Origin of the sequence: Dorea sp. Marseille-P4042 (genome assembly GCF_900290215.1) — a bacterium.
Lineage (GTDB): Bacteria > Bacillota > Clostridia > Lachnospirales > Lachnospiraceae > Dorea > Dorea formicigenerans.
Genome location: NZ_OLMI01000001.1, coordinates 554,797 through 572,784 on the forward strand (window position 1 = coordinate 554,797; position 17,988 = coordinate 572,784).

General features: G+C 42.4%; 20 protein-coding genes. 1 reads left to right on the forward strand and 19 read right to left on the reverse strand.

All coding sequences use genetic code 11. The annotated features are described in order from the left end of the window. Positions 1-23: 23 nt before the first annotated feature. From C7E02_RS02865 to uraA, 18 genes are all read right to left on the reverse strand, one after another. Positions 24-1,157 carry a stage III sporulation protein AE gene (locus tag C7E02_RS02865; RefSeq protein ID WP_044911667.1) on the reverse strand — a complete coding sequence of 378 codons (1,134 nt, stop codon included), beginning with the start codon at positions 1,155-1,157 and terminating at the stop codon, positions 24-26. Positions 1,158-1,267: 110 nt separating this feature from the next. Continuing rightward, positions 1,268-1,654, reverse strand: coding sequence for a SpoIIIAC/SpoIIIAD family protein (locus tag C7E02_RS02870; protein WP_005336643.1), 387 nt, complete (start codon positions 1,652-1,654; stop codon positions 1,268-1,270). Between the two features lie 38 nt (positions 1,655-1,692). After that, positions 1,693-1,887, reverse strand: a complete 195-nt coding sequence (gene spoIIIAC, locus C7E02_RS02875) for a stage III sporulation protein AC (protein WP_005336645.1) — start codon at positions 1,885-1,887, stop codon at positions 1,693-1,695. Positions 1,888-1,949: 62 nt separating this feature from the next. Next, entirely contained in the window at positions 1,950-2,468 is a 519-nt protein-coding gene (locus C7E02_RS02880; RefSeq protein WP_022279350.1) for a stage III sporulation protein AB, read from the reverse strand. Then, positions 2,462-3,412, reverse strand: a complete 951-nt coding sequence (gene spoIIIAA, locus C7E02_RS02885) for a stage III sporulation protein AA (protein ID WP_029730395.1) — start codon at positions 3,410-3,412, stop codon at positions 2,462-2,464. The genes C7E02_RS02880 and spoIIIAA overlap by 7 nt, the downstream gene beginning before the upstream one ends. Before the next feature lie 166 nt (positions 3,413-3,578). Further along, positions 3,579-3,932 carry a hypothetical protein gene (locus C7E02_RS02890; protein WP_105308764.1) on the reverse strand — a complete coding sequence of 118 codons (354 nt, stop codon included), beginning with the start codon at positions 3,930-3,932 and terminating at the stop codon, positions 3,579-3,581. 141 nt (positions 3,933-4,073) lie between these two features. Next, positions 4,074-6,161, reverse strand: coding sequence for a polyribonucleotide nucleotidyltransferase (locus C7E02_RS02895; RefSeq protein WP_029730394.1), 2,088 nt, complete (start codon positions 6,159-6,161; stop codon positions 4,074-4,076). Positions 6,162-6,517: 356 nt separating this feature from the next. After that, positions 6,518-6,784, reverse strand: coding sequence for a 30S ribosomal protein S15 (rpsO, locus tag C7E02_RS02900; protein WP_005331040.1), 267 nt, complete (start codon positions 6,782-6,784; stop codon positions 6,518-6,520). Between the two features lie 136 nt (positions 6,785-6,920). Further along, positions 6,921-7,817, reverse strand: a complete 897-nt coding sequence (locus tag C7E02_RS02905) for a bifunctional riboflavin kinase/FAD synthetase (protein ID WP_029730393.1) — start codon at positions 7,815-7,817, stop codon at positions 6,921-6,923. Next, positions 7,818-8,732: a tRNA pseudouridine(55) synthase TruB gene (gene truB / locus C7E02_RS02910; protein WP_029730392.1), complete on the reverse strand. Its 915-nt coding sequence runs from the start codon at positions 8,730-8,732 to the stop codon at positions 7,818-7,820. Continuing rightward, positions 8,729-9,688 carry a DHH family phosphoesterase gene (locus tag C7E02_RS02915; protein ID WP_005336655.1) on the reverse strand — a complete coding sequence of 320 codons (960 nt, stop codon included), beginning with the start codon at positions 9,686-9,688 and terminating at the stop codon, positions 8,729-8,731. Before C7E02_RS02915 ends, truB begins: the two co-directional genes overlap by 4 nt. Continuing rightward, the gene (rbfA, locus tag C7E02_RS02920; RefSeq protein ID WP_105308765.1) at positions 9,672-10,061 is read right to left on the reverse strand and encodes a 30S ribosome-binding factor RbfA; all 390 of its coding nucleotides are present in this window, start codon (positions 10,059-10,061) and stop codon (positions 9,672-9,674) included. The genes C7E02_RS02915 and rbfA overlap by 17 nt, the downstream gene beginning before the upstream one ends. Positions 10,062-10,102: 41 nt before the next feature. Next, positions 10,103-12,955 carry a translation initiation factor IF-2 gene (gene infB, locus C7E02_RS02925; protein ID WP_105308766.1) on the reverse strand — a complete coding sequence of 951 codons (2,853 nt, stop codon included), beginning with the start codon at positions 12,953-12,955 and terminating at the stop codon, positions 10,103-10,105. Positions 12,956-12,969: 14 nt separating this feature from the next. Beyond that, positions 12,970-13,293 (reverse strand): L7Ae/L30e/S12e/Gadd45 family ribosomal protein, encoded by a 324-nt coding sequence (locus tag C7E02_RS02930; protein WP_005336658.1) that lies wholly within the window; start codon positions 13,291-13,293, stop codon positions 12,970-12,972. Continuing rightward, complete coding sequence (gene rnpM, locus C7E02_RS02935; protein WP_005331053.1) at positions 13,280-13,534, reverse strand: RNase P modulator RnpM; 255 nt, start codon at positions 13,532-13,534, stop codon at positions 13,280-13,282. The genes C7E02_RS02930 and rnpM overlap by 14 nt, the downstream gene beginning before the upstream one ends. 32 nt (positions 13,535-13,566) lie before the next feature. Further along, the gene (gene nusA / locus C7E02_RS02940; RefSeq protein ID WP_005336660.1) at positions 13,567-14,772 is read right to left on the reverse strand and encodes a transcription termination factor NusA; all 1,206 of its coding nucleotides are present in this window, start codon (positions 14,770-14,772) and stop codon (positions 13,567-13,569) included. An 18-nt stretch (positions 14,773-14,790) separates the two neighbouring features. Then, complete coding sequence (rimP, locus tag C7E02_RS02945; protein WP_005336661.1) at positions 14,791-15,264, reverse strand: ribosome maturation factor RimP; 474 nt, start codon at positions 15,262-15,264, stop codon at positions 14,791-14,793. Between the two features lie 217 nt (positions 15,265-15,481). Beyond that, entirely contained in the window at positions 15,482-16,738 is a 1,257-nt protein-coding gene (uraA, locus tag C7E02_RS02950) for a uracil permease (RefSeq protein WP_005331067.1), read from the reverse strand. 91 nt (positions 16,739-16,829) lie between these two features. On the opposite strand from uraA, the gene C7E02_RS02955 reads away from it, so the two are divergent. Further along, positions 16,830-17,072 carry a hypothetical protein gene (locus C7E02_RS02955; RefSeq protein WP_005336664.1) on the forward strand — a complete coding sequence of 81 codons (243 nt, stop codon included), beginning with the start codon at positions 16,830-16,832 and terminating at the stop codon, positions 17,070-17,072. A gap of 19 nt (positions 17,073-17,091) precedes the next feature. Here C7E02_RS02955 and nudC read toward each other — a convergent pair whose 3' ends face one another. After that, the gene (gene nudC, locus C7E02_RS02960; RefSeq protein ID WP_105308767.1) at positions 17,092-17,964 is read right to left on the reverse strand and encodes an NAD(+) diphosphatase; all 873 of its coding nucleotides are present in this window, start codon (positions 17,962-17,964) and stop codon (positions 17,092-17,094) included. Positions 17,965-17,988: the final 24 nt, after the last annotated feature.

The window sequence follows — 17,988 nt, forward strand, 5'->3', positions numbered from 1 at the left end:
AGTTTCATTTTGCTGTAAAGCTTTTATGTTGTCCCAGTAGATGCCGCCACCAGTATAATTGTAATAAGGAACAACATTCCTACTGTAAACACTGCCCGGATCAAAAGCCTCATACCTTCTCCTACAGTTTCCATACATCCAATAATCCGGACATCTGATACCGGCTGCATCAGAGCTGCCGCCAGTTTATAAAGAAGTGCGATTGCCCCTATCTGTACAATCGGCATCAGGCAAAGAGCAAAACAGATAATCGCTCCCACTACACCTATTCCATTTTTCACAAGCACTGCCGAAGCAAAAATCACCTCTGTCACACCGCCAATCGCATCTCCGATCCCAGGTATTGCCTCAGTGCCCCTCGTCAACGCACTTCTCTTGACTGTATCCATAGCAGGACTTAAAAGGCTCTGCACCAGATTCAGCCCCACTACACCCGCCAGAATTGTCTTCATAATCCACACAAGTACAGTCTTTATCAACTCTGCCAGTTTGCTCAGATACGATTCCTTCGTCAAATAATTCAGCATACTTACTAAAATATAAATATGAATTGCCGGGAGCACCACATACTTCAGAAACATCTCTACCAGATATACAAGAAAAAGCGTCAGGCTGTAAAAAGAAATTGCAGTCACACTCCCTTTTGCGACTGCCACCGCTGGAAAATAAATAGGACCAAATACTGTCATGAACTGTATCAGATTGCTGATTCCTGCCTCCACCCAGTCCATGATGATCTGGCAGGAATTCAGACAAAGTGCCACAATCATAAGATACATCACGTAAAAGCCCGTGTCTGCCGCCTGACCATTTCCAAATGCCCGGGCAAAATTCGTAAATACTGCCGTCATAATCGCCAGCATGAGAATATGTATCAGGTTCTGCCTGCTGCTCGCAAATGCATAGGAGAACTGTTCTTTAACAAGCTGCTTCAATAATTGAGCTGAAAATGTAATATCACCGGACAGAACTCCTATAAGTATTTCTTTAAAATCCAGCCTTTCCTTGGGGAAAAGTTCTTTTAATGTCTCATCAATTTCGCCGTAGTCGTACTGATCTGCAAACTGCCAGACAACACTTGAAGTCAGTGCAGTTTCATCGTTTATGCCTGATTGCAGCTGTGATGCATAAACATTTCTCCCAATAAGTAACTCCATACAGAAGCACAAAAAAAGCATCCCTAATCCCATAAATCTCCGACACATAAATCTCCGGGAATTTTTCGCGAATTTTTCCACGTCCGATATTTTTCTTATCAACATACGCTCTACCCCAGAAACCCTCGTACAACCTCCAGAAGTGTCATAAGAATCGGAATACACAAAACCATGATCCCAAGCCTTGCAAATATTTCAATCTGAAGTGCAACTGACTGATATCCTGCATCTTTACAGATTGCAGACACAAGTTCCGACACATAAGTAATTCCAAGCATTTTCAATAAAATTGCGACATATGCATAATCTAAATCCAAATCCTCTTCCAACTTATCAAATGCATGGATCAATATTTCCAGATATCCCAAAATTCCGCCAAAAATTAAAATTCCCAATACAACACTTATATAAGTGCTATATTCTGTTTTCCCATTTTTAAACTGAACTGCCAGAAGAACTCCGGCAACTGCGAGAACCCCTACTTTCAAAATACTCATGTAAGATGCCGCCTTTCCTTTTCGCGCTCACTGCTCTTTTACAATGTAAACAATCTTTGGATCGATTCAAAAAGTTCATATATGTAAGGTACAATCCAAAATAATACAAGAATCAGGCCTGCAAGGCTTGTCAGAAATGCCTGTTCCTCTCTCCCACTGTGTTTGAGCACCTGACTTATAACAGACACAAGAATTCCAACTGCTGCAATTTTGAAGATTAAATTGACACTCATAGTTACCTCCTGATTCACATTCGCAGCTCATGGTTTTTCATTTACAACTAAATATTCCTTTGTTATATCAAGAATATGGTAATCAATATGCCTGCACTTGCTCCTAGACAGATTCGCACTTTCATTCGCATTTGAATATCTTTTCTCATCTCGTCCATCTGTAATTCTATTTGTTTCAAATAACGTTCCATGGACCAGATCTGCATCTGCCGATCGGCTCCTCCAAGATTTCTGCCCAGCATTTTTAAATGGTTTAAAGCTTCCATACCAAGTCCGCTTTCCTTCAAAAAACCATTGACATTATCCTCCCATATTTCAGAAAATGTCTTTCCATCTCTTCTTTCCATCTGTATTTTCATTCCAAGCAGCCAATTTCGATATGGTGCATCTACTTTTTTCGAAAGACATTCGAACATTTCTCCAAATTCCGAGCCCGCATAACTTAATTCATTTTTCATCATTCCAATCAAATGATATATTTTTCCTAACGCCTGATAGGAGTGTTTCACTTCTTCTGCTTTCCAGATTCCAATCCCGGTCATAGAACTTACTATAAAAAGACTTCCAAGAAACTTTAACATATAGCAGTTTTTTCCTCCTGATCCTGATACAGAAGCGAACCTCTCTCATCATAAATTTCCTGAATCGTTCCTATCTGTGGCTCATTTCCAAGTAATACATAACGTTCAAATCTTTTTTCCCGTATCAGCCGATCAAATACTGGTTTCTTTTGTAGTTCCTCCATAGAATCAGCGTGAGCTGTTGCAAGCATACGGCAGCCGCAATGCATTGCATATTCAATAGCATGTACATCTTCACTCCCTCCAATTTCATCAACTGCAATGACTTCGGGACGCATCGAACGAATCAGCATGATCATTCCCTCAGCCTTTGGACACCCATCCAGTACATCTGTACGGATTCCCAGATGATTCTGTGCCACACCTCTGTAACAGCCGGCAATCTCTGAACGTTCATCGACAACACCGACAGACATTCCCTTAATAAACTCATTGCCTTCTGAAATTTGTCGTATCAGATCCCGAAGTAGTGTCGTCTTTCCACAACCTGGAGGCGAGACAAGAAGTGTATGATATAATCGCCTGTGGAAAGTAATATAAGGCAATAGTCCATCTGCACATCCAAGTATTTCATGTGACATTCTCACATTGATCGATGAAATGTATTTTAAATTTTTCACCCTTCCGTTTTCCATTATAGCCTGTCCTGACAGTCCCACTCTATGCCCTCCTTCAATTGTAATATATCCCTGACTCATCTCACGTTCATAAGAGTACAGTGAATATCCACTGATGTAATCTAACATTTCCCGTATTTCATCTTTTGTGATGTAATACGGCCTGCCGTCCGCCTCAGGAATCACTTCATTTCCTCTGTACAGCAAAATCAAAGGTTTTCCGACCCGAAGCCTGATTTCCTGAATACTCTGGAAATCAATATTCTCTCTCTTAAGAACCTCCCTGAGCTGATGCGGCAAAATGGTTAAAATAACTTCTTCTTTCATGATTTCTCACCTCTTACTCTCAATATATGTAAATGGACAGGATTTATGACTTGTTTTTTTCACTAAAAAAGGTCCACCGGACCTTTTTGTCGTATGCTTGGCAACTAAGAAAGGATACCCTTTCCTCCAGAGTACCCTTAACTGTTGCCCGACATGAAGTATCATCTTAATAAGAATAAAACCATTCTGTACTTGCATCTGTAAATGGAAATATTACATCTCCACTTGGTAAAAAATCAAATTTTATCGTCCTTACTGCCATCAAAAATAACATCAAAGCAGCGACTCCACTTAAAAATTTACATTCCTCATTCTGCAAAAGTCTGCGTTTCACCTGACTGATCCAAATAAATAAAGCTGATGTATAAAGCAAAAAAATAATAATATTACGGGAATATCCCGGAATTACATTGAACAAAACACGAACCGGTCCACTCATAATAATCAAAAATATACATACCCAGTCCAAGAAAATTGTCTTTTTATTTTCCTCAAATACCTCTCCTCCACCTGCAGACATAACCTCTTTTCTTTCATTGTATCGAAGATAGTATGAATTTGCAATGCAAAAGGGCACCCCTTTCTTCAAAAAGGGACACCCTTAATCCATGATGGGGACGTAGCATTTTAACACTTTACTACGTCCCCAATTTACATTTTTTTATTCTGCTACGTCTTTCATGCTGAATGAGAATCTTCCCATCTTATCTTTTCCAAGGCATACAACTTTCACTGTATCGCCAAGTGTCAGGACATCTTCTACATGATTCACTCTTTCTTTTGAAATTTTAGAAATGTGTACCATTCCTTCTTTACCTGGTGCAAACTCAACGAATGCTCCAAACTCTTTGATGCTGATGACTTTTCCTTCCAGAACCTGTCCGGCCTCAAAGTCCGTAACGATTGTATAAATGAGCTTTCTTGCCTGCTCCATTCCTGTTGCGTCTGTTCCGCAGATAGATACTGCACCATCGTCTGTAATATCAATCTTCACACCTGTCTGCTCAATGATCGCATTGATTGTCTTTCCTCTCTGACCGACAACATCACCGATCTTCTGAGGATCGATCTGCATCTGGATAATCTTAGGTGCGTATTCTCCGACCTCAGCTCTTGGCTCATTGATTGCTTTGGACATAACCTCATCCATGATGTAAAGTCTTGCTTTTCTTGTCTTTGCAATTGCCTCTTCAATGATGGCTCTTGTCAATCCGTGAATCTTGATATCCATCTGGATAGCTGTGATACCTTCATGTGTTCCGGCTACCTTGAAGTCCATATCCCCGAAGAAGTCTTCCAGTCCCTGGATATCTGTCAGTACAAGGTAATCATCATCAGTATCACCTGTTACAAGTCCACAGGAGATTCCTGCTACTGCAGATTTGATTGGTACACCTGCTGCCATCAGAGCCATAGAAGATGCACATACACTTGCCTGTGATGTGGATCCATTGGACTCAAATGTCTCAGATACTGTACGGATCGCATATGGGAAATCTGCCTCACTTGGAAGTACTGGTACAAGTGCACGCTCAGCCAGCGCTCCATGTCCGATCTCACGGCGTCCCGGTCCTCTGGAAGGTCTTGTCTCGCCTACAGAGTATGATGGGAAATTATAGTGGTGCATATATCTCTTTGTTGTCTCTGCCTCGTCAAGTCCGTCTAATCTCTGTGCCTCAGATAACGGAGCCAGTGTACAGATATTACAGATTTGTGTCTGTCCACGGGTAAACATTGCAGAACCATGAACTCTAGGAATCAGGTCTACCTCTGCTGCCAGTGGTCTGATCTGATCGATCTGTCTTCCATCTGGACGCTTGTGGTCTTTTAAGATCATCTTACGAACAGTCTTCTTCTGGTACTGATATACAGCATCCGGAAGAATTGCAAGCCACTCTTCCTTGTCTGCAAATGCTTCTTCTAACTTTTCTGTGACAACACGAATATTTTCTTCTCTAGTCTGCTTGTCATCCGTAAATACAGCTTCTTCCATCTCTTCTGGAGTTACCACTTCTTTCATAGCTGCAAATAACTCTTCCGGTACAGCAAAGCTCTCATATGAGTGCTTTGGCTTTCCACACTCAGCTACGATTGTATCAATGAATTTGATCACTTCCTGGTTCACTTCGTGAGCCTTGAAGATTGCATCGATCATCTGCTGCTCCGGCACTTCATTGGCACCGGCCTCGATCATGATAACTTTCTCTCTTGTAGATGCAACAGTCAGGGCAAGATCTGATACAGCCTTCTGCTCTGCAGTCGGGTTGATTACAAACTCGCCATCAACAAGTCCAACCTGTGTTGTAGAGATCGGACCATCAAATGGAATATCTGAAATAGTTGTTGCAATTGCAGCACCAAGCATAGCTGTAAGCTCCGGTGAGCAGTCCTGATCTACAGATAATACCAGATTCTCCAGTGTTACATCGTTACGATAATCTTTCGGGAACAGCGGACGCATCGGACGGTCAATAACACGATCTGTCAGAACTGCATTTTCAGATGCCTTTCCCTCTCGTTTATTAAATCCTCCCGGAATCTTTCCTACAGCGTACATTCTCTCATTGTACTCTACACTTAATGGGAAGAAATCAATTCCTTCTCTCGGCTTTTCAGATGCAGTTGCCGTACACAGAACAGTCGTATCACCGTAATGCATCAGAACAGCACCATTTGCCTGTTTTGCAACTCTGTCTACATCTACGCGAAGAGTTCTTCCAGCCAGTTCCATCTCAAACTTTTTGTACATAGTGTTCTCCTTTTTCTCTATTACTCTTGAACTCACGGGATACCATATGAAAATCCCACGCTCTCGTATTCTCTCACTTTTGGTATCTCATGTATTATTCATCGGCCGGGGAACACCGAAACTACTGAAAAATGTACTTTTCATCGAAGCAAATACCCTTTTCAGTGGTCTCGGAGTGTTATCCCCGTCCATAATCTTTAATATTATAACATACATATATAAAATGTGCCATATAAAAATTCATATTACATGGCGTCGGCTTTTTTGGCTTTTTGGCTTTTTTATATTAGAAAATGCGATTTCCTGCTATAGAAAAAGAGACGTCCATAAAATGAACGTCTCTAAACATAACTGAATTATTTTCTCAGTCCAAGCTTCTCGATCAGCGCACGATATCTCTCGATATCTGTCTTCTTAAGATATGCAAGAAGTCCTCTTCTCTGTCCTACCATCTTAAGAAGTCCTCTTCTTGAGTGGTGATCTTTCGGGTTAGCTTTGAAGTGATCTGTAAGATCGTTGATTCTAGCTGTCAGGATAGCAATCTGTACTTCCGGTGATCCTGTATCCCCTGCTGTTCTACCATACTCTGCAATAATCTGTTCTTTCTGCTCTTTTGTTACCATGTTGTGGTTCCTCCTTAAATTCTTATATATCGCCTGGTATTAAGTAACGGTTGGAGAATCCAATTACCGAACACCGGCTAACTCACTTGACTAATATATCATATATGCCTTATCTTGTAAAGCACTAATTGTATGCTTAAATTTTAAAATACTGTCTGCCGCTGGCGATATCTTTATCCACACGCGCTTTCAGTTCTTCTTTATTTTCAAATTTCTGCTCCGGTCTGACGAACTCAATCAGTTCCACCATGACTTCTTTGCCGTAAGCATCTGCATCATAATCAAATAAAAATGTCTCAAGCCACACTTTTTCTTCGTTGGATACGGTCGGTCTGACGCCTACATTTGCAATGCCATTGTATCCAAATCCGTCCATATACGCACGGCACAGATACACGCCTCTCGGAGGTATAATCTTGCGCTTCGGCCATGCAATATTCATCGTTGGAAATCCAAGTGTTCTTCCAAGTTTATGTCCATGCTCTACCGTGCCGCAGATTCCATAAGAATAGCCCAGAAGTCTGCCGACCAGATCCATGTTTCCGGTTCCCAGTATCTTCTTTGTGTAGGTACTGCTGATAATATGATTCTCATACCGTATCTTTTCCAGAACGATCAGGCGGTATCCATATCTCTCCTGGAACTTGTCCAGCATATAGATATCTCCTTCCTTATTATATCCAAACTGGAAATCTGTACCTACGACCACATAAGCTGCGTGAAAGGTTCCGATAATAATATTCCGGATAAAATCCTCGGCTCTCATCTGACGGATTTCATCTGTAAACGGACACTCGACCAGATAATCCACCTCATCCTCCAGATGAATCTGCCGTTCCTGCGGAAGCATCAATAGCGCCGGTGAATCCATATCGAACGCACATACTACACTATCTACATCATCTTTGTCCTGCAGTTTTTTCACTGTGTCAACGAGCGTCATATGCCCTTTATGAAGTCCGTCAAACTTTCCAAATGTCACTGCTGTCTTTCTGGCATTGTCATAATGCTCAAGACCTTTGATATACTGCATCTATTTTTCCTCTTTTATATAAAACATTTTCCGTATCCGGTATTCACGTTCTTTCTCGTGATACTGATACACCCCGATAAAATCTTCTACATCATCATATACCCTGACATACGCTTCGTCCAGAATATTTTCATCTTTCCGGACATCTCTGTCTTTGATTCCATTGCCATTATACGCAAGTCTCGCCGCTTCTCCCGACACAATAATGCGCGGATAATCTGCGAACATTTGATCCATTGGAACCAATATTTCTGACAGTCTGTCTTCTTTTTTTAATATCTCGATCTGTGCAAGTGTCAGACTGTCCTTTATCTCAAATCTGCTTACCTTTGTTCTTGTAAGCTTTTCCATACATGCACCACATTCAAGCTTCTGCCCGATATCATGGCACAATGTACGGATATATGTTCCTTTTGAGCAATGGACCTTCATTGTCACCCGTGGCAATGCTATACTTAGGATTTCAATATCGAAAATCTGTACCCGTCTTGCCGCACGCTCTACAGTCTTGCCTTCTCTGGCAAGCTCATAAAGCTTCTTTCCGTTGATTTTAAGCGCGGAATACATAGGTGGAACCTGATCGTAATCCCCCATAAAATCTAAAACTGCAGCCCGGACCTGTTCTTCTGTAATCTCGTCTGTCTCACTGCTTTTTAGTACCTGCCCGGTTGTATCCTGGGTATCTGTCTCCACACCCAGAAGCATCACAGCCTCATAGACTTTGTCTTTATCTGTCAGCATATCGCACAATTTTGTTGCACGTCCCAGACATACAGGCAGCACACCGACCGCATCCGGATCCAATGTGCCTGTGTGACCGATTTTCTTCTGTCCCACGATTCCACGAAGCTTTGCAACCACGTCGTGAGAAGTAAATCCCTGCTCTTTATATACATTTATAACTCCGTGTATCATGCCTGTCCTTTCAACTGCTCATCAATGCGCTCTGCCAGATTATTCAGAATATCCTGCGGCGTACCTGTCATAGTAACTCCAGAAGCTTTTTCATGTCCACCGCCGCCAAAATATCCTGCAATCTTACTTACATCAACTTCATTCCCAGAACGAAGGCTGACTTTAAATACATTCTGATCCAGCTCATACATAAAAATAGCAACTTCCACGCCTCTGGTATTACGGAGCTGGCTTACGATCCCGTCAAGATCTTTTGGCTTTACACCATAGAAATCCATGACTTTCTTACGAATATAGGAGACGATACATTTTCCTTCCATGAACAAAAAGCTCTCCACCAGTGCACGTCCGAAAATCTGCATTCTCGCATAAGATTTTTCGTAAAATGTATCCATAATAAGATCTGCCGCATCAATTCCAGTCTCCAGAAGTTCTGCCGCCGCACGAAATGTAGATGGTCCGGCACAGGAATACTGAAATACTCCTGTATCATGTACGATTCCTAGATACAGTGCTTCTGCGATCTCTTTTGTAATCTTATCTTTATCAATCAGATTGTAAACAAGCTCTGAAGTGGAGCTTGCATCTGGTACAACATAATTATCCTGTGCAAAACAGATATTGCTGACATGATGATCAATACAAAGTGTATGTCCTGCACTTACGAACAGTGGCACAGAAAACTCCAGTCTTCCGGTATCTCCACAGTCCAGTACAATGAACAGATCATAATGTTTACTCTCGTCAATCTCATGTAAAATCTCATCCGTCCCTTTGATTCTGTAAAATGTAGATGGAATTTCCTCCAGAAAAACGTCCACTTCTTTGTCTGGATAATTATTCTGGATATACTGATACATTGCCATACAGGATCCGACACAGTCGCCATCCGGACGCACATGTCCTCCGATGGCGATTGTTTTTGCCGGTTCCAGAATCTTATTCAGATTCAACATCTTCATCACCTTCTGTGTTCAGATCTTTTGTTACTTCATCAATCTTCTTGGACATATTAACACCATACTCAATAGACTGATCCAGAATGAACTGAATCTCCGGAGTGTTTCGCATATTCAGAGTTCTTGCCAGTTCGCGGCGGATAAATCCTTCTGCACTTTTCAGCCCTTTGATCGTATCCTCCTGCGCCTTTACGTCGCCGAGAACACTGATATATGCTTTACATGTCTTAAGATCTGGTGCCACCTCGACTGCTACAACAGACGTCCACGGAGCTACCCGCGGGTCCTTTAAGCCCCGGCGGATAATCTCACTGAGTTCACGCTGTACTTCGGTGTTCACTCTTGTATTCTTAATACTTCTTTTTCTCAATTTCTATTCCTCCTAAGAGAAGGCTTTTCACATGATTTTCCTTATCTTGGAACCTCTACCATCTTGAAGGCTTCTACAAGGTCACCCTCTTTGATGTCATTGAAGTTTGCAAATACGAAACCACACTCATAGCCTGCTTTTACTTCTTTTACATCATCTTTGAAACGTTTCAGAGATGCAAGCGGTCCCTCAAAGATCACAATTCCATCTCTTGTCAGACGAACTGAGCAGTCACGCTCAAACAAACCATCCAGTACATAAGAACCTGCAATAGTTCCGACACCGGAAGCCTTGAATGTCTGACGCACTTCTGCATGACCAAGTACTTTTTCTTCGAATACCGGATCAAGCATTCCTTTCATAGCTGCCTCTACATCCTCAATCGCATTATAGATGACACGATACAGACGTACATCTACGCCCTCTCGCTCTGCTGTTTCTTTTGCAGTTGCATCCGGACGTACGTTAAATCCAATGATGATCGCATTAGATGCAGATGCAAGGCTGACATCAGACTCATTGATTGCACCAACACCACCATGGATCACTTTTACAATAACTTCGTCGTTAGACAGCTTCAGAAGGCTCTGTTTTACAGCCTCTACAGATCCCTGTACATCAGCCTTAACGATCAGATCAAGTTCTTTTAAATTACCTTCCTGAATCTGTGTAAACAGATCATCCAGGGAAAGTTTTGACTTTGTATCTTCAAGAAGTTTCACTTTATTCTGAGCAATAAATGTCTCAGCAAAGCTTCTTGCCTCTTTTTCATTCTTACAGCATACTACAACTTCTCCTGCATTCGGTACATCATCAAGTCCAAGAATCTCTACTGGAACAGATGGACCTGCCTCTTTCACACGTCTTCCCTTGTCATCCATCATAGCTCTTACTTTACCATGTGCAGAGCCTGCTGCAATCGCATCTCCGACACGGAGTGTGCCTTTCTGCACAAGTACAGTTGCGACCGGACCTCTTCCTTTATCAAGCTGTGCTTCCAATACAAGACCTCTTGCACGGCGGTTCGGATTTGCTTTTAATTCCATAACCTCTGCAGTCAGAAGGATCATTTCCATCAGTTCTTCCAGGCCTTCTCCTGTCTTAGCAGATACCGGAACAAAAATAGTACTTCCACCCCAGTCCTCTGCAATCAATTCATACTCTGTCAGTTCCTGTTTTACACGATCAACATTAGCACTCGGTTTATCAATCTTGTTGACAGCTACAATAATCTCAACACCTGCAGCTTTTGCATGGTTGATAGCCTCAACAGTCTGTGGCATGACACCGTCATCTGCTGCGACAACAAGGATTGCGATATCTGTAGAACTTGCTCCACGCATACGCATTGCTGTAAACGCCTCATGTCCCGGTGTGTCCAGGAATGTGATTTTTTCTCCATTTACCTCTACAACAGAAGCACCAATGTGCTGTGTGATACCACCCGCCTCTCGGTCGATGACATTTGTCTGACGGATAGCGTCCAAAAGGGAAGTCTTACCGTGGTCAACGTGACCCATGACACAGACTACAGGTGGACGTTTTTTCATCTTGCTTTCATCCTCTTCGTCCTCTTTAAGAAGTTCTTCAATCACATCAACAACTTCCTCTTTTTCACAGAGGACATCAAACTCCAATGCGATTTCTTCAGCTGTCTCGTAATCAATTTCCTGATTGACTGTTACGATTTTACCCTGCATGAAGAGTTTCTTTACAATAACCGAAGGAACAATCTTCATCTTATCTGCAAGTTCCTGAATCGTCAGAACCTCTGGAATCGTGATAGATTTGATCTGCTCTTCCTGTTTCTGCTCTTTCTTCTCCGGTTTCTGAAGCTGAGTCTTTGGCTCATTCTTGCCCTTCTTACCTTTTCCTACGCGGTCTTCGTCATGGCGGAAGTCTTTATCTTTCTTCTTAAAGTCATCCTTACCTTTTCCTTTGTTTCTCTGTGGCTTCTGACCTTCCACGATTGGCTCTGGAATTGCCGGACTGTTCTTGCGGTTGTCACGTCTGTCATCACGTCCACGACTATCACGTCTGTCGTCACGTCCGCCCTGATTACGATTGTCGCGTCTGTCATCTCTTCTGTCATCACGTCCACGATTATCACGTCTGTCATCACGTCCGCCCTGATTACGATTGTCGCGTCTGTCATCTCTTCTGTCATCGCGTCCGCCCTGATTACGGTTATCACGTCTGTCATCGCGTCCGCCCTGATTACGATTATCGCGGTTGTCTCTTCTGTCATCACGTCCGCCCTGATTACGGTTATCGCGTCTGTCATCTCTTCTGTCATCACGTCCACGGTTATCTCTTCTTTCGTCGCGGTTATCACGATTTCCCTGAGAACGGTTTTCTTTTCTTTCCTGCTCTTTTTTCTCCTGTTCCAGTCTCTTCTTCTGCGCGGCTGCAGCTGCTTCTGCCTCATGCATCTGCTGAACCTGTTGACGGATTCTGTCCGGACGTGGACGAATTGGCTGGGATGGTCTTTCATCTCTTACTTCTTTGCGTCCAGTCTGAGATTTTCCATTTTTATTTCCACCGTTTGAACGGTTATCTCTTTTATCATCACGTCCAGTCTGAGAACGGTTATCGCGTCTGTCGTCACGTCCCTGACCCTGACGCTTTCCGCCCTGTCTTCCACCACTCTGGGTGTTCTGCGGGCGGAATACCTGGACGATTTTTTTCTTCTTTGGTGCGTCAGATTTTTCCTCTTCTGCTTTTTCGGCATCTGCCTTTGGTGCAAATGCTTTTCTTACCATATCTGCTTCTGCCTCGTCGATGGTACTCATATGTGTCTTAGCTTCCACATCCTTTTTATTCAGGAACTCAACAAGCTCTTTGCTCGGCTTATCAAGTTCTTTCGCTAACTCATATATTTTGATTTTTGACATATACACTACCTCCTCTATGCAACCGTATTATCTTCTGTCTTCATCTGCTTCGTAATTTCCTTCGCAAAACCTTCGTCCAGTATTGCAAGAGATGCCCGGAATTCCTTTCCCATTGCATGCCCCAAGGTATCTTTATCTTTATAAAAATAGATTGGCACTTCATAAAATTCACACATATCCCGGAACTTTTTCTTTGTATTTTCGGAAGCATCTCCTGCCACAATAACAAGCGCTGCTCTTCCTGTCTTTACTTCCTTTTCTGTACAGAACTCTCCGCTGGCTGTCTTACCTGCCCGCGTTGCAAGCCCGACGAGTGATAAGATCTTATCTGGTTTCAAGCTCTGTCATCTCCTTTTCCAAAGACTCATACACTTCCTGCGGAATTGCCTGCTTAAAAGATCTCTCAAGGCCCTTACTTTTCACTGCCTTTTTCAGACATTCCTGATTTGGACAAATGTATGCGCCCCGTCCATTTTTGCGTCCGGTCGCATCTAACAGAAATTCTCCTTCACTGGTACGGATCACACGGATCATTTCTTTTTTATTCTTCATTTCCTGACATCCCACACACTGACGCATAGGAATCTTTTTATTTGCTCCCAATGAGATTCTTACGCCTCCTCACCGTCTTCTTCCGGCTGAACATTAGCTTCTGTTTCATTTTTCGCTTCTGTATCTACTTCTACATCTGCGTCCTCTGGATATTCTTCATTCTCATCATAAACATCTTCTTCGTACACACCTTCGCCCAGTTCCATATAGTTCTCTGGAAGCTCACCGGACTCAATTGCCTGTGTCTCGCTCTTGATATCGATCTTATATCCAGTCAGTCTTGCTGCCAGTCTTGCATTCTGTCCTTCTTTACCGATTGCAAGGGAAAGCTGATAATCCGGTACAATAACGCTTGCTTTCTTCTCATCCGGATCAGCCATAACAGAAATAACTTTTGCAGGGCTTAACGCATTCTCGATCAGGATTGCCGGATTATCGCTCCAGTTGATGATATCAATCTTCTCGCCGCGAAGTTCATTCACGATCGCATTGACTCTGGCTCCGTTCATACCAACGCATGCTCCGACCGGATCTACATCCGGATCATTAGACCATACTGCAATCTTTGTTCTGCTTCCGGCCTCTCTTGCAATACTCTTAATCTCTACGATTCCGTCTCTTACCTCTGTAACCTCAGACTCGAACAGTCTCTTTACAAGTTCCGGATGTGTACGTGATACAAGAATCTTCGGTCCTTTTGTTGTATTCTTTACTTCTACAACATAGAGCTTGATGCGCTCTGTTGGTTTGAACACTTCACCTTTGACCTGCTCATTCTCTGTCAGCATAGCATCTGCTTTTCCAAGGTTGATACTTACATTCTTACCTACATAACGCTGAACGATACCTGTCACGATATCCTTCTCTTTCTCAAAATACTGATCATATACAACTTTCCGCTCTTCCTCGCGGATTTTCTGAAGGATCAGGTTCTTTGCATTCTGTGTTGCAATACGTCCAAATGATTTGGATTCGATTGGAACACGAACGATATCGCCGAGGTCATAATGTCCATCTAACTGGCTTGCCTCGTCAAGACTGATCTGCTCAAGCGGATCTTCTACAGTCTCAACAACTGTCTTCTCTGCAAAAAGCTGGTAATCACAAGTATCATGATCCATAATAACTTTGATGTTATCTGCTTTACCAAAATGGTTCTTACATGCATTTAACAGGGAATTCTCAATTGCATCTAACAGAGTCTCTTTGCTAATTTCTTTTTCTTTTTCCAAAATATTCAACGCTTCTAATAATTCTGTGTTCATAGTAATTCTCCTCCTAATCTAAAAATCGAACGCCAGGCGAATAAGCGCAATATCGCCTTTTTCAAATGTCTTCCTAGTTCCATCTTCCAGTTCTATCGTAACTGTTCCTGCCTCATAGTTATAGCTGTCAAGAAGTCCTGTGAATTCTTTCTTCTTGTCAACCATACGGTAGGTACGTATCTCAACTTCTTTTCCAAGATTACGCTTATAATCTTTCTCCTTCTTCAGAGGTCTTCCAAGTCCAGGAGAGCTGACCTCCAGAACATAAGAATCTTCAATAAAATCTTTTTCATCTAAAATATCTGATAATCTTCGGCTTACAGCTTCGCAGTCATTCACTGTAATTCCGCCCGGTTTGTCAATGTAAGCCCGCAGATACCACATGCTGCCTTCTTTTACATACTCTACATCTACCAGTTCAAATTCCAGTTCCTCCATGATCGGATTCAGGATTTCTTCCGTCTTCTGCTCATAAATTTCTCTTTTTGACAATGTTCTAATTTCCTCCTTACTGTGTCAAAGACTTCTTGTCTTTTTACACACCCATGCAACAAAGAAGAGTGAACTTGCGTCCACTCTTCTGCCGATTCCTATGTTACTATTTCAAAGTATAGCACCACAAACCCTAAAAATCAAGGCTTTTTTTATATTTACATCAATCTTTTCCAAAGACTTTTCCAGCGGCTGCGCTGCGATTCCCCTTAAGTCTTTAATCACGATCGTTCGTAAGTTTTAACTTATCCAGTATATAAAAGATCAGACTCAGGATCATGGCAACTACACACGCCAGTACCATTCCCGTAAGCTGTACATCCCCAAAATTTACTGCAATACCGGAAAGTCCTGTTACAAACACAACACTTGTCAGTGTCAGGTTTCTAGATTTACCATAGTCTACCTGCGCGTCTACAAGGATTCGGATTCCGGAAGCGCCTATCATTCCATACAAAAGGAAGGAGATTCCTCCGATGACCGGTCCTGGAATCGTCTGGATCAGCATAGACAACTTCCCGACAAAGGAACAGATAATAGAAAGCACTGCTGCCCCTGCAATAACGCGCACACTATATACCTTTGTCACTGCCATAACTCCGATATTCTCACCGTAAGTCGTTGTCGGGACGGAACCGATCAGACCGGAAAGCATCGTTGAAAAGTTATCTCCAAACAGAGATCTGTGAAGCCCCGGATCCTTTAACAGATCCCGTCCGATAATCTTGCCGGTCACAACCTGATGTCCGATATGCTCTGAGGTAATAACAAGTAATACCGGAAGGATCATAAGAATTGCTCCCATATCAAACTTTGCAGGTTGGAAGTTTGGCAGGGCGAACCAGGAAGCTGCTGCTACCTGTGAGAAATCTAAGATTCCAAGACAGAATGCTGCCACATATCCTGCAATAACTGCGATCAGGATTGGGATTACAGATAAAAAGCCACGGAATAAAATATTTCCAAATATCGCAACACCAAGTGTCACTAAAAATACAATTACATTTTTCATATCCGGCTTGTCGCAAAGAAGTCCCGCATTGCTTGCTGCAGAGCCGGATAACTCCAGTCCAATCAAAGCAACGACCGGTCCCATAGCTGCAGGCGGCAGAACCACGTCAATCCATTCTGTTCCACATTTATAAATAATAAAAGAAAGAATACAGCCGCAGAAACCGACTGCCACGAATCCTCCCAGGGCATAGGAATAACCCATTTTACTAATAACGATTCCTGCCGGTGCAAGAAATGCAAAGCTGGAACCTAAGTATGCCGGCGCCTTCCCCTTTGTCACTGTCATAAAAATCAAAGTTCCCACACCGTTCATAAATAACACAATTGCCGGATTGATCCCGAAAATGAACGGTACAAGCACAGATGCGCCGAACATGGCAAACATGTGCTGAATGCTGAGCGGCAAGAGCAGCTTAAATGGCACCTTGTCCTCAACCTGAATGATTTTCCTCTCACTCATCTTAAGTCCTCCTCATAGTTTGGTATTGAAACCACATTTTTTCTATTGTATAATGAAACATCATAAAAACAAAGGAGATTTTAAAATATTTATGAATTTTAATCAGATTGCAATGCTCCAGAAGTTAAAAAGCAGCATGAATCGTTTCCGCAACAATCATCCGAAGTTTCCACTTTTCTTAAAAGCCGTCGTTGGAAATGCACTGGAAGAAGGAACCCTTGTGGAAATCAATGTCACAACTCCTGAAGGCAAGAAATACTGTACGAATTTAAAATTAAAACAGGAAGATCTGGAATTTTTCCAGACATTGAGTGAAATGGGAAGCCAACATTAATGTCAGCTTCCCATTTTCTTTATATCGTATATCCGTCACGAAACACCATCATCATCTCGTTAGTCAGACTGATGTCGTCCGGCTCTACCGGAATCTGATTCCGTTCGAACCATTCAGCAAGTGCCAGTTCATTTTCATCTAATTTCACCTGATCTGATCCGTCAAGCTCGCAGAAGAATCCCATCAGTAATGTATCTGAAAATGCCCACGGCTGATTCTTATAATAAGTAATATTCTTTACTTTTAAACCAACCTCTTCCATAACCTCCCGGCTCACAGTCTCTTCCAGTGTTTCCCCAATCTCTGTAAATCCCGCAAGAAGTGCATATTTCTTATATTCCCGTCCTGCATACTTGGACATCAAGATTCGGTCACCGTCAATAACTCCAATAATCACAGCCGGACAGATCTTCGGAAATTCCATCAGTCCACACTTCGGACATTGCATCATCCGTTCCACATGATCTGGCTTCATCACATTTCCACATCGCCCACAGAACTTGTGTTGCTGATACCATCTGGCAAGCTGCCAGCCTGTGATTCCTGCAAAGGCCTCATACTTTGGAGATACACATCTAAACTCTTGATGATCGATCCACTCGTATCCCATCTGTTCAGATAATATACCGACATTCTCTTTTTTTCCAAGATAATAGCTTTTATCGTCTACTGCAAATAAATATGTATATTCTGTATCTTCTGCCGCCTCTTTAGGCATACACTTTTTCAGTTCTTCATAAGTCGGATATGCGATTTGATTCTCGTTCCCGCCAATTCCTTTTCTCACCAGAACCTTTCTGCCATCATAATATAAAAATCTGCTGCCTGCATCCGGTGCTTTTTTCTGTCCATACTGATTATTCAGTTTATGTGGTGCAATATCCTGAATCATTTCTGCTGCCTTCTTTCCTGCTGT

Bases quoted from the DNA above. Each gene is read 5' to 3' on its own strand.
- C7E02_RS02865 (WP_044911667.1), bottom strand. From the start codon at position 1,157: ATGGAGTTACTTATTGGGAGAAATGTTTATGCATCACAGCTGCAATCA.
- C7E02_RS02905 (WP_029730393.1), bottom strand. From the start codon at position 7,817: ATGCAGTATATCAAAGGTCTTGAGCATTATGACAATGCCAGAAAGACA.
- uraA (WP_005331067.1), bottom strand. From the start codon at position 16,738: ATGAGTGAGAGGAAAATCATTCAGGTTGAGGACAAGGTGCCATTTAAG.
- C7E02_RS02915 (WP_005336655.1), bottom strand. From the start codon at position 9,688: ATGTTGAATCTGAATAAGATTCTGGAACCGGCAAAAACAATCGCCATC.
- C7E02_RS02955 (WP_005336664.1), top strand. From the start codon at position 16,830: ATGAATTTTAATCAGATTGCAATGCTCCAGAAGTTAAAAAGCAGCATG.
- C7E02_RS02870 (WP_005336643.1), bottom strand. From the start codon at position 1,654: ATGAGTATTTTGAAAGTAGGGGTTCTCGCAGTTGCCGGAGTTCTTCTG.
- rpsO (WP_005331040.1), bottom strand. From the start codon at position 6,784: ATGGTAACAAAAGAGCAGAAAGAACAGATTATTGCAGAGTATGGTAGA.
- rnpM (WP_005331053.1), bottom strand. From the start codon at position 13,534: ATGCGTCAGTGTGTGGGATGTCAGGAAATGAAGAATAAAAAAGAAATG.
- C7E02_RS02895 (WP_029730394.1), bottom strand. From the start codon at position 6,161: ATGTACAAAAAGTTTGAGATGGAACTGGCTGGAAGAACTCTTCGCGTA.
- nudC (WP_105308767.1), bottom strand. From the start codon at position 17,964: ATGATTCAGGATATTGCACCACATAAACTGAATAATCAGTATGGACAG.
- truB (WP_029730392.1), bottom strand. From the start codon at position 8,732: ATGATACACGGAGTTATAAATGTATATAAAGAGCAGGGATTTACTTCT.
- spoIIIAA (WP_029730395.1), bottom strand. From the start codon at position 3,412: ATGAAAGAAGAAGTTATTTTAACCATTTTGCCGCATCAGCTCAGGGAG.
- infB (WP_105308766.1), bottom strand. From the start codon at position 12,955: ATGTCAAAAATCAAAATATATGAGTTAGCGAAAGAACTTGATAAGCCG.
- C7E02_RS02880 (WP_022279350.1), bottom strand. From the start codon at position 2,468: ATGTTAAAGTTTCTTGGAAGTCTTTTTATAGTAAGTTCTATGACCGGG.
- C7E02_RS02890 (WP_105308764.1), bottom strand. From the start codon at position 3,932: ATGTCTGCAGGTGGAGGAGAGGTATTTGAGGAAAATAAAAAGACAATT.
- nusA (WP_005336660.1), bottom strand. From the start codon at position 14,772: ATGAACACAGAATTATTAGAAGCGTTGAATATTTTGGAAAAAGAAAAA.
- spoIIIAC (WP_005336645.1), bottom strand. From the start codon at position 1,887: ATGAGTGTCAATTTAATCTTCAAAATTGCAGCAGTTGGAATTCTTGTG.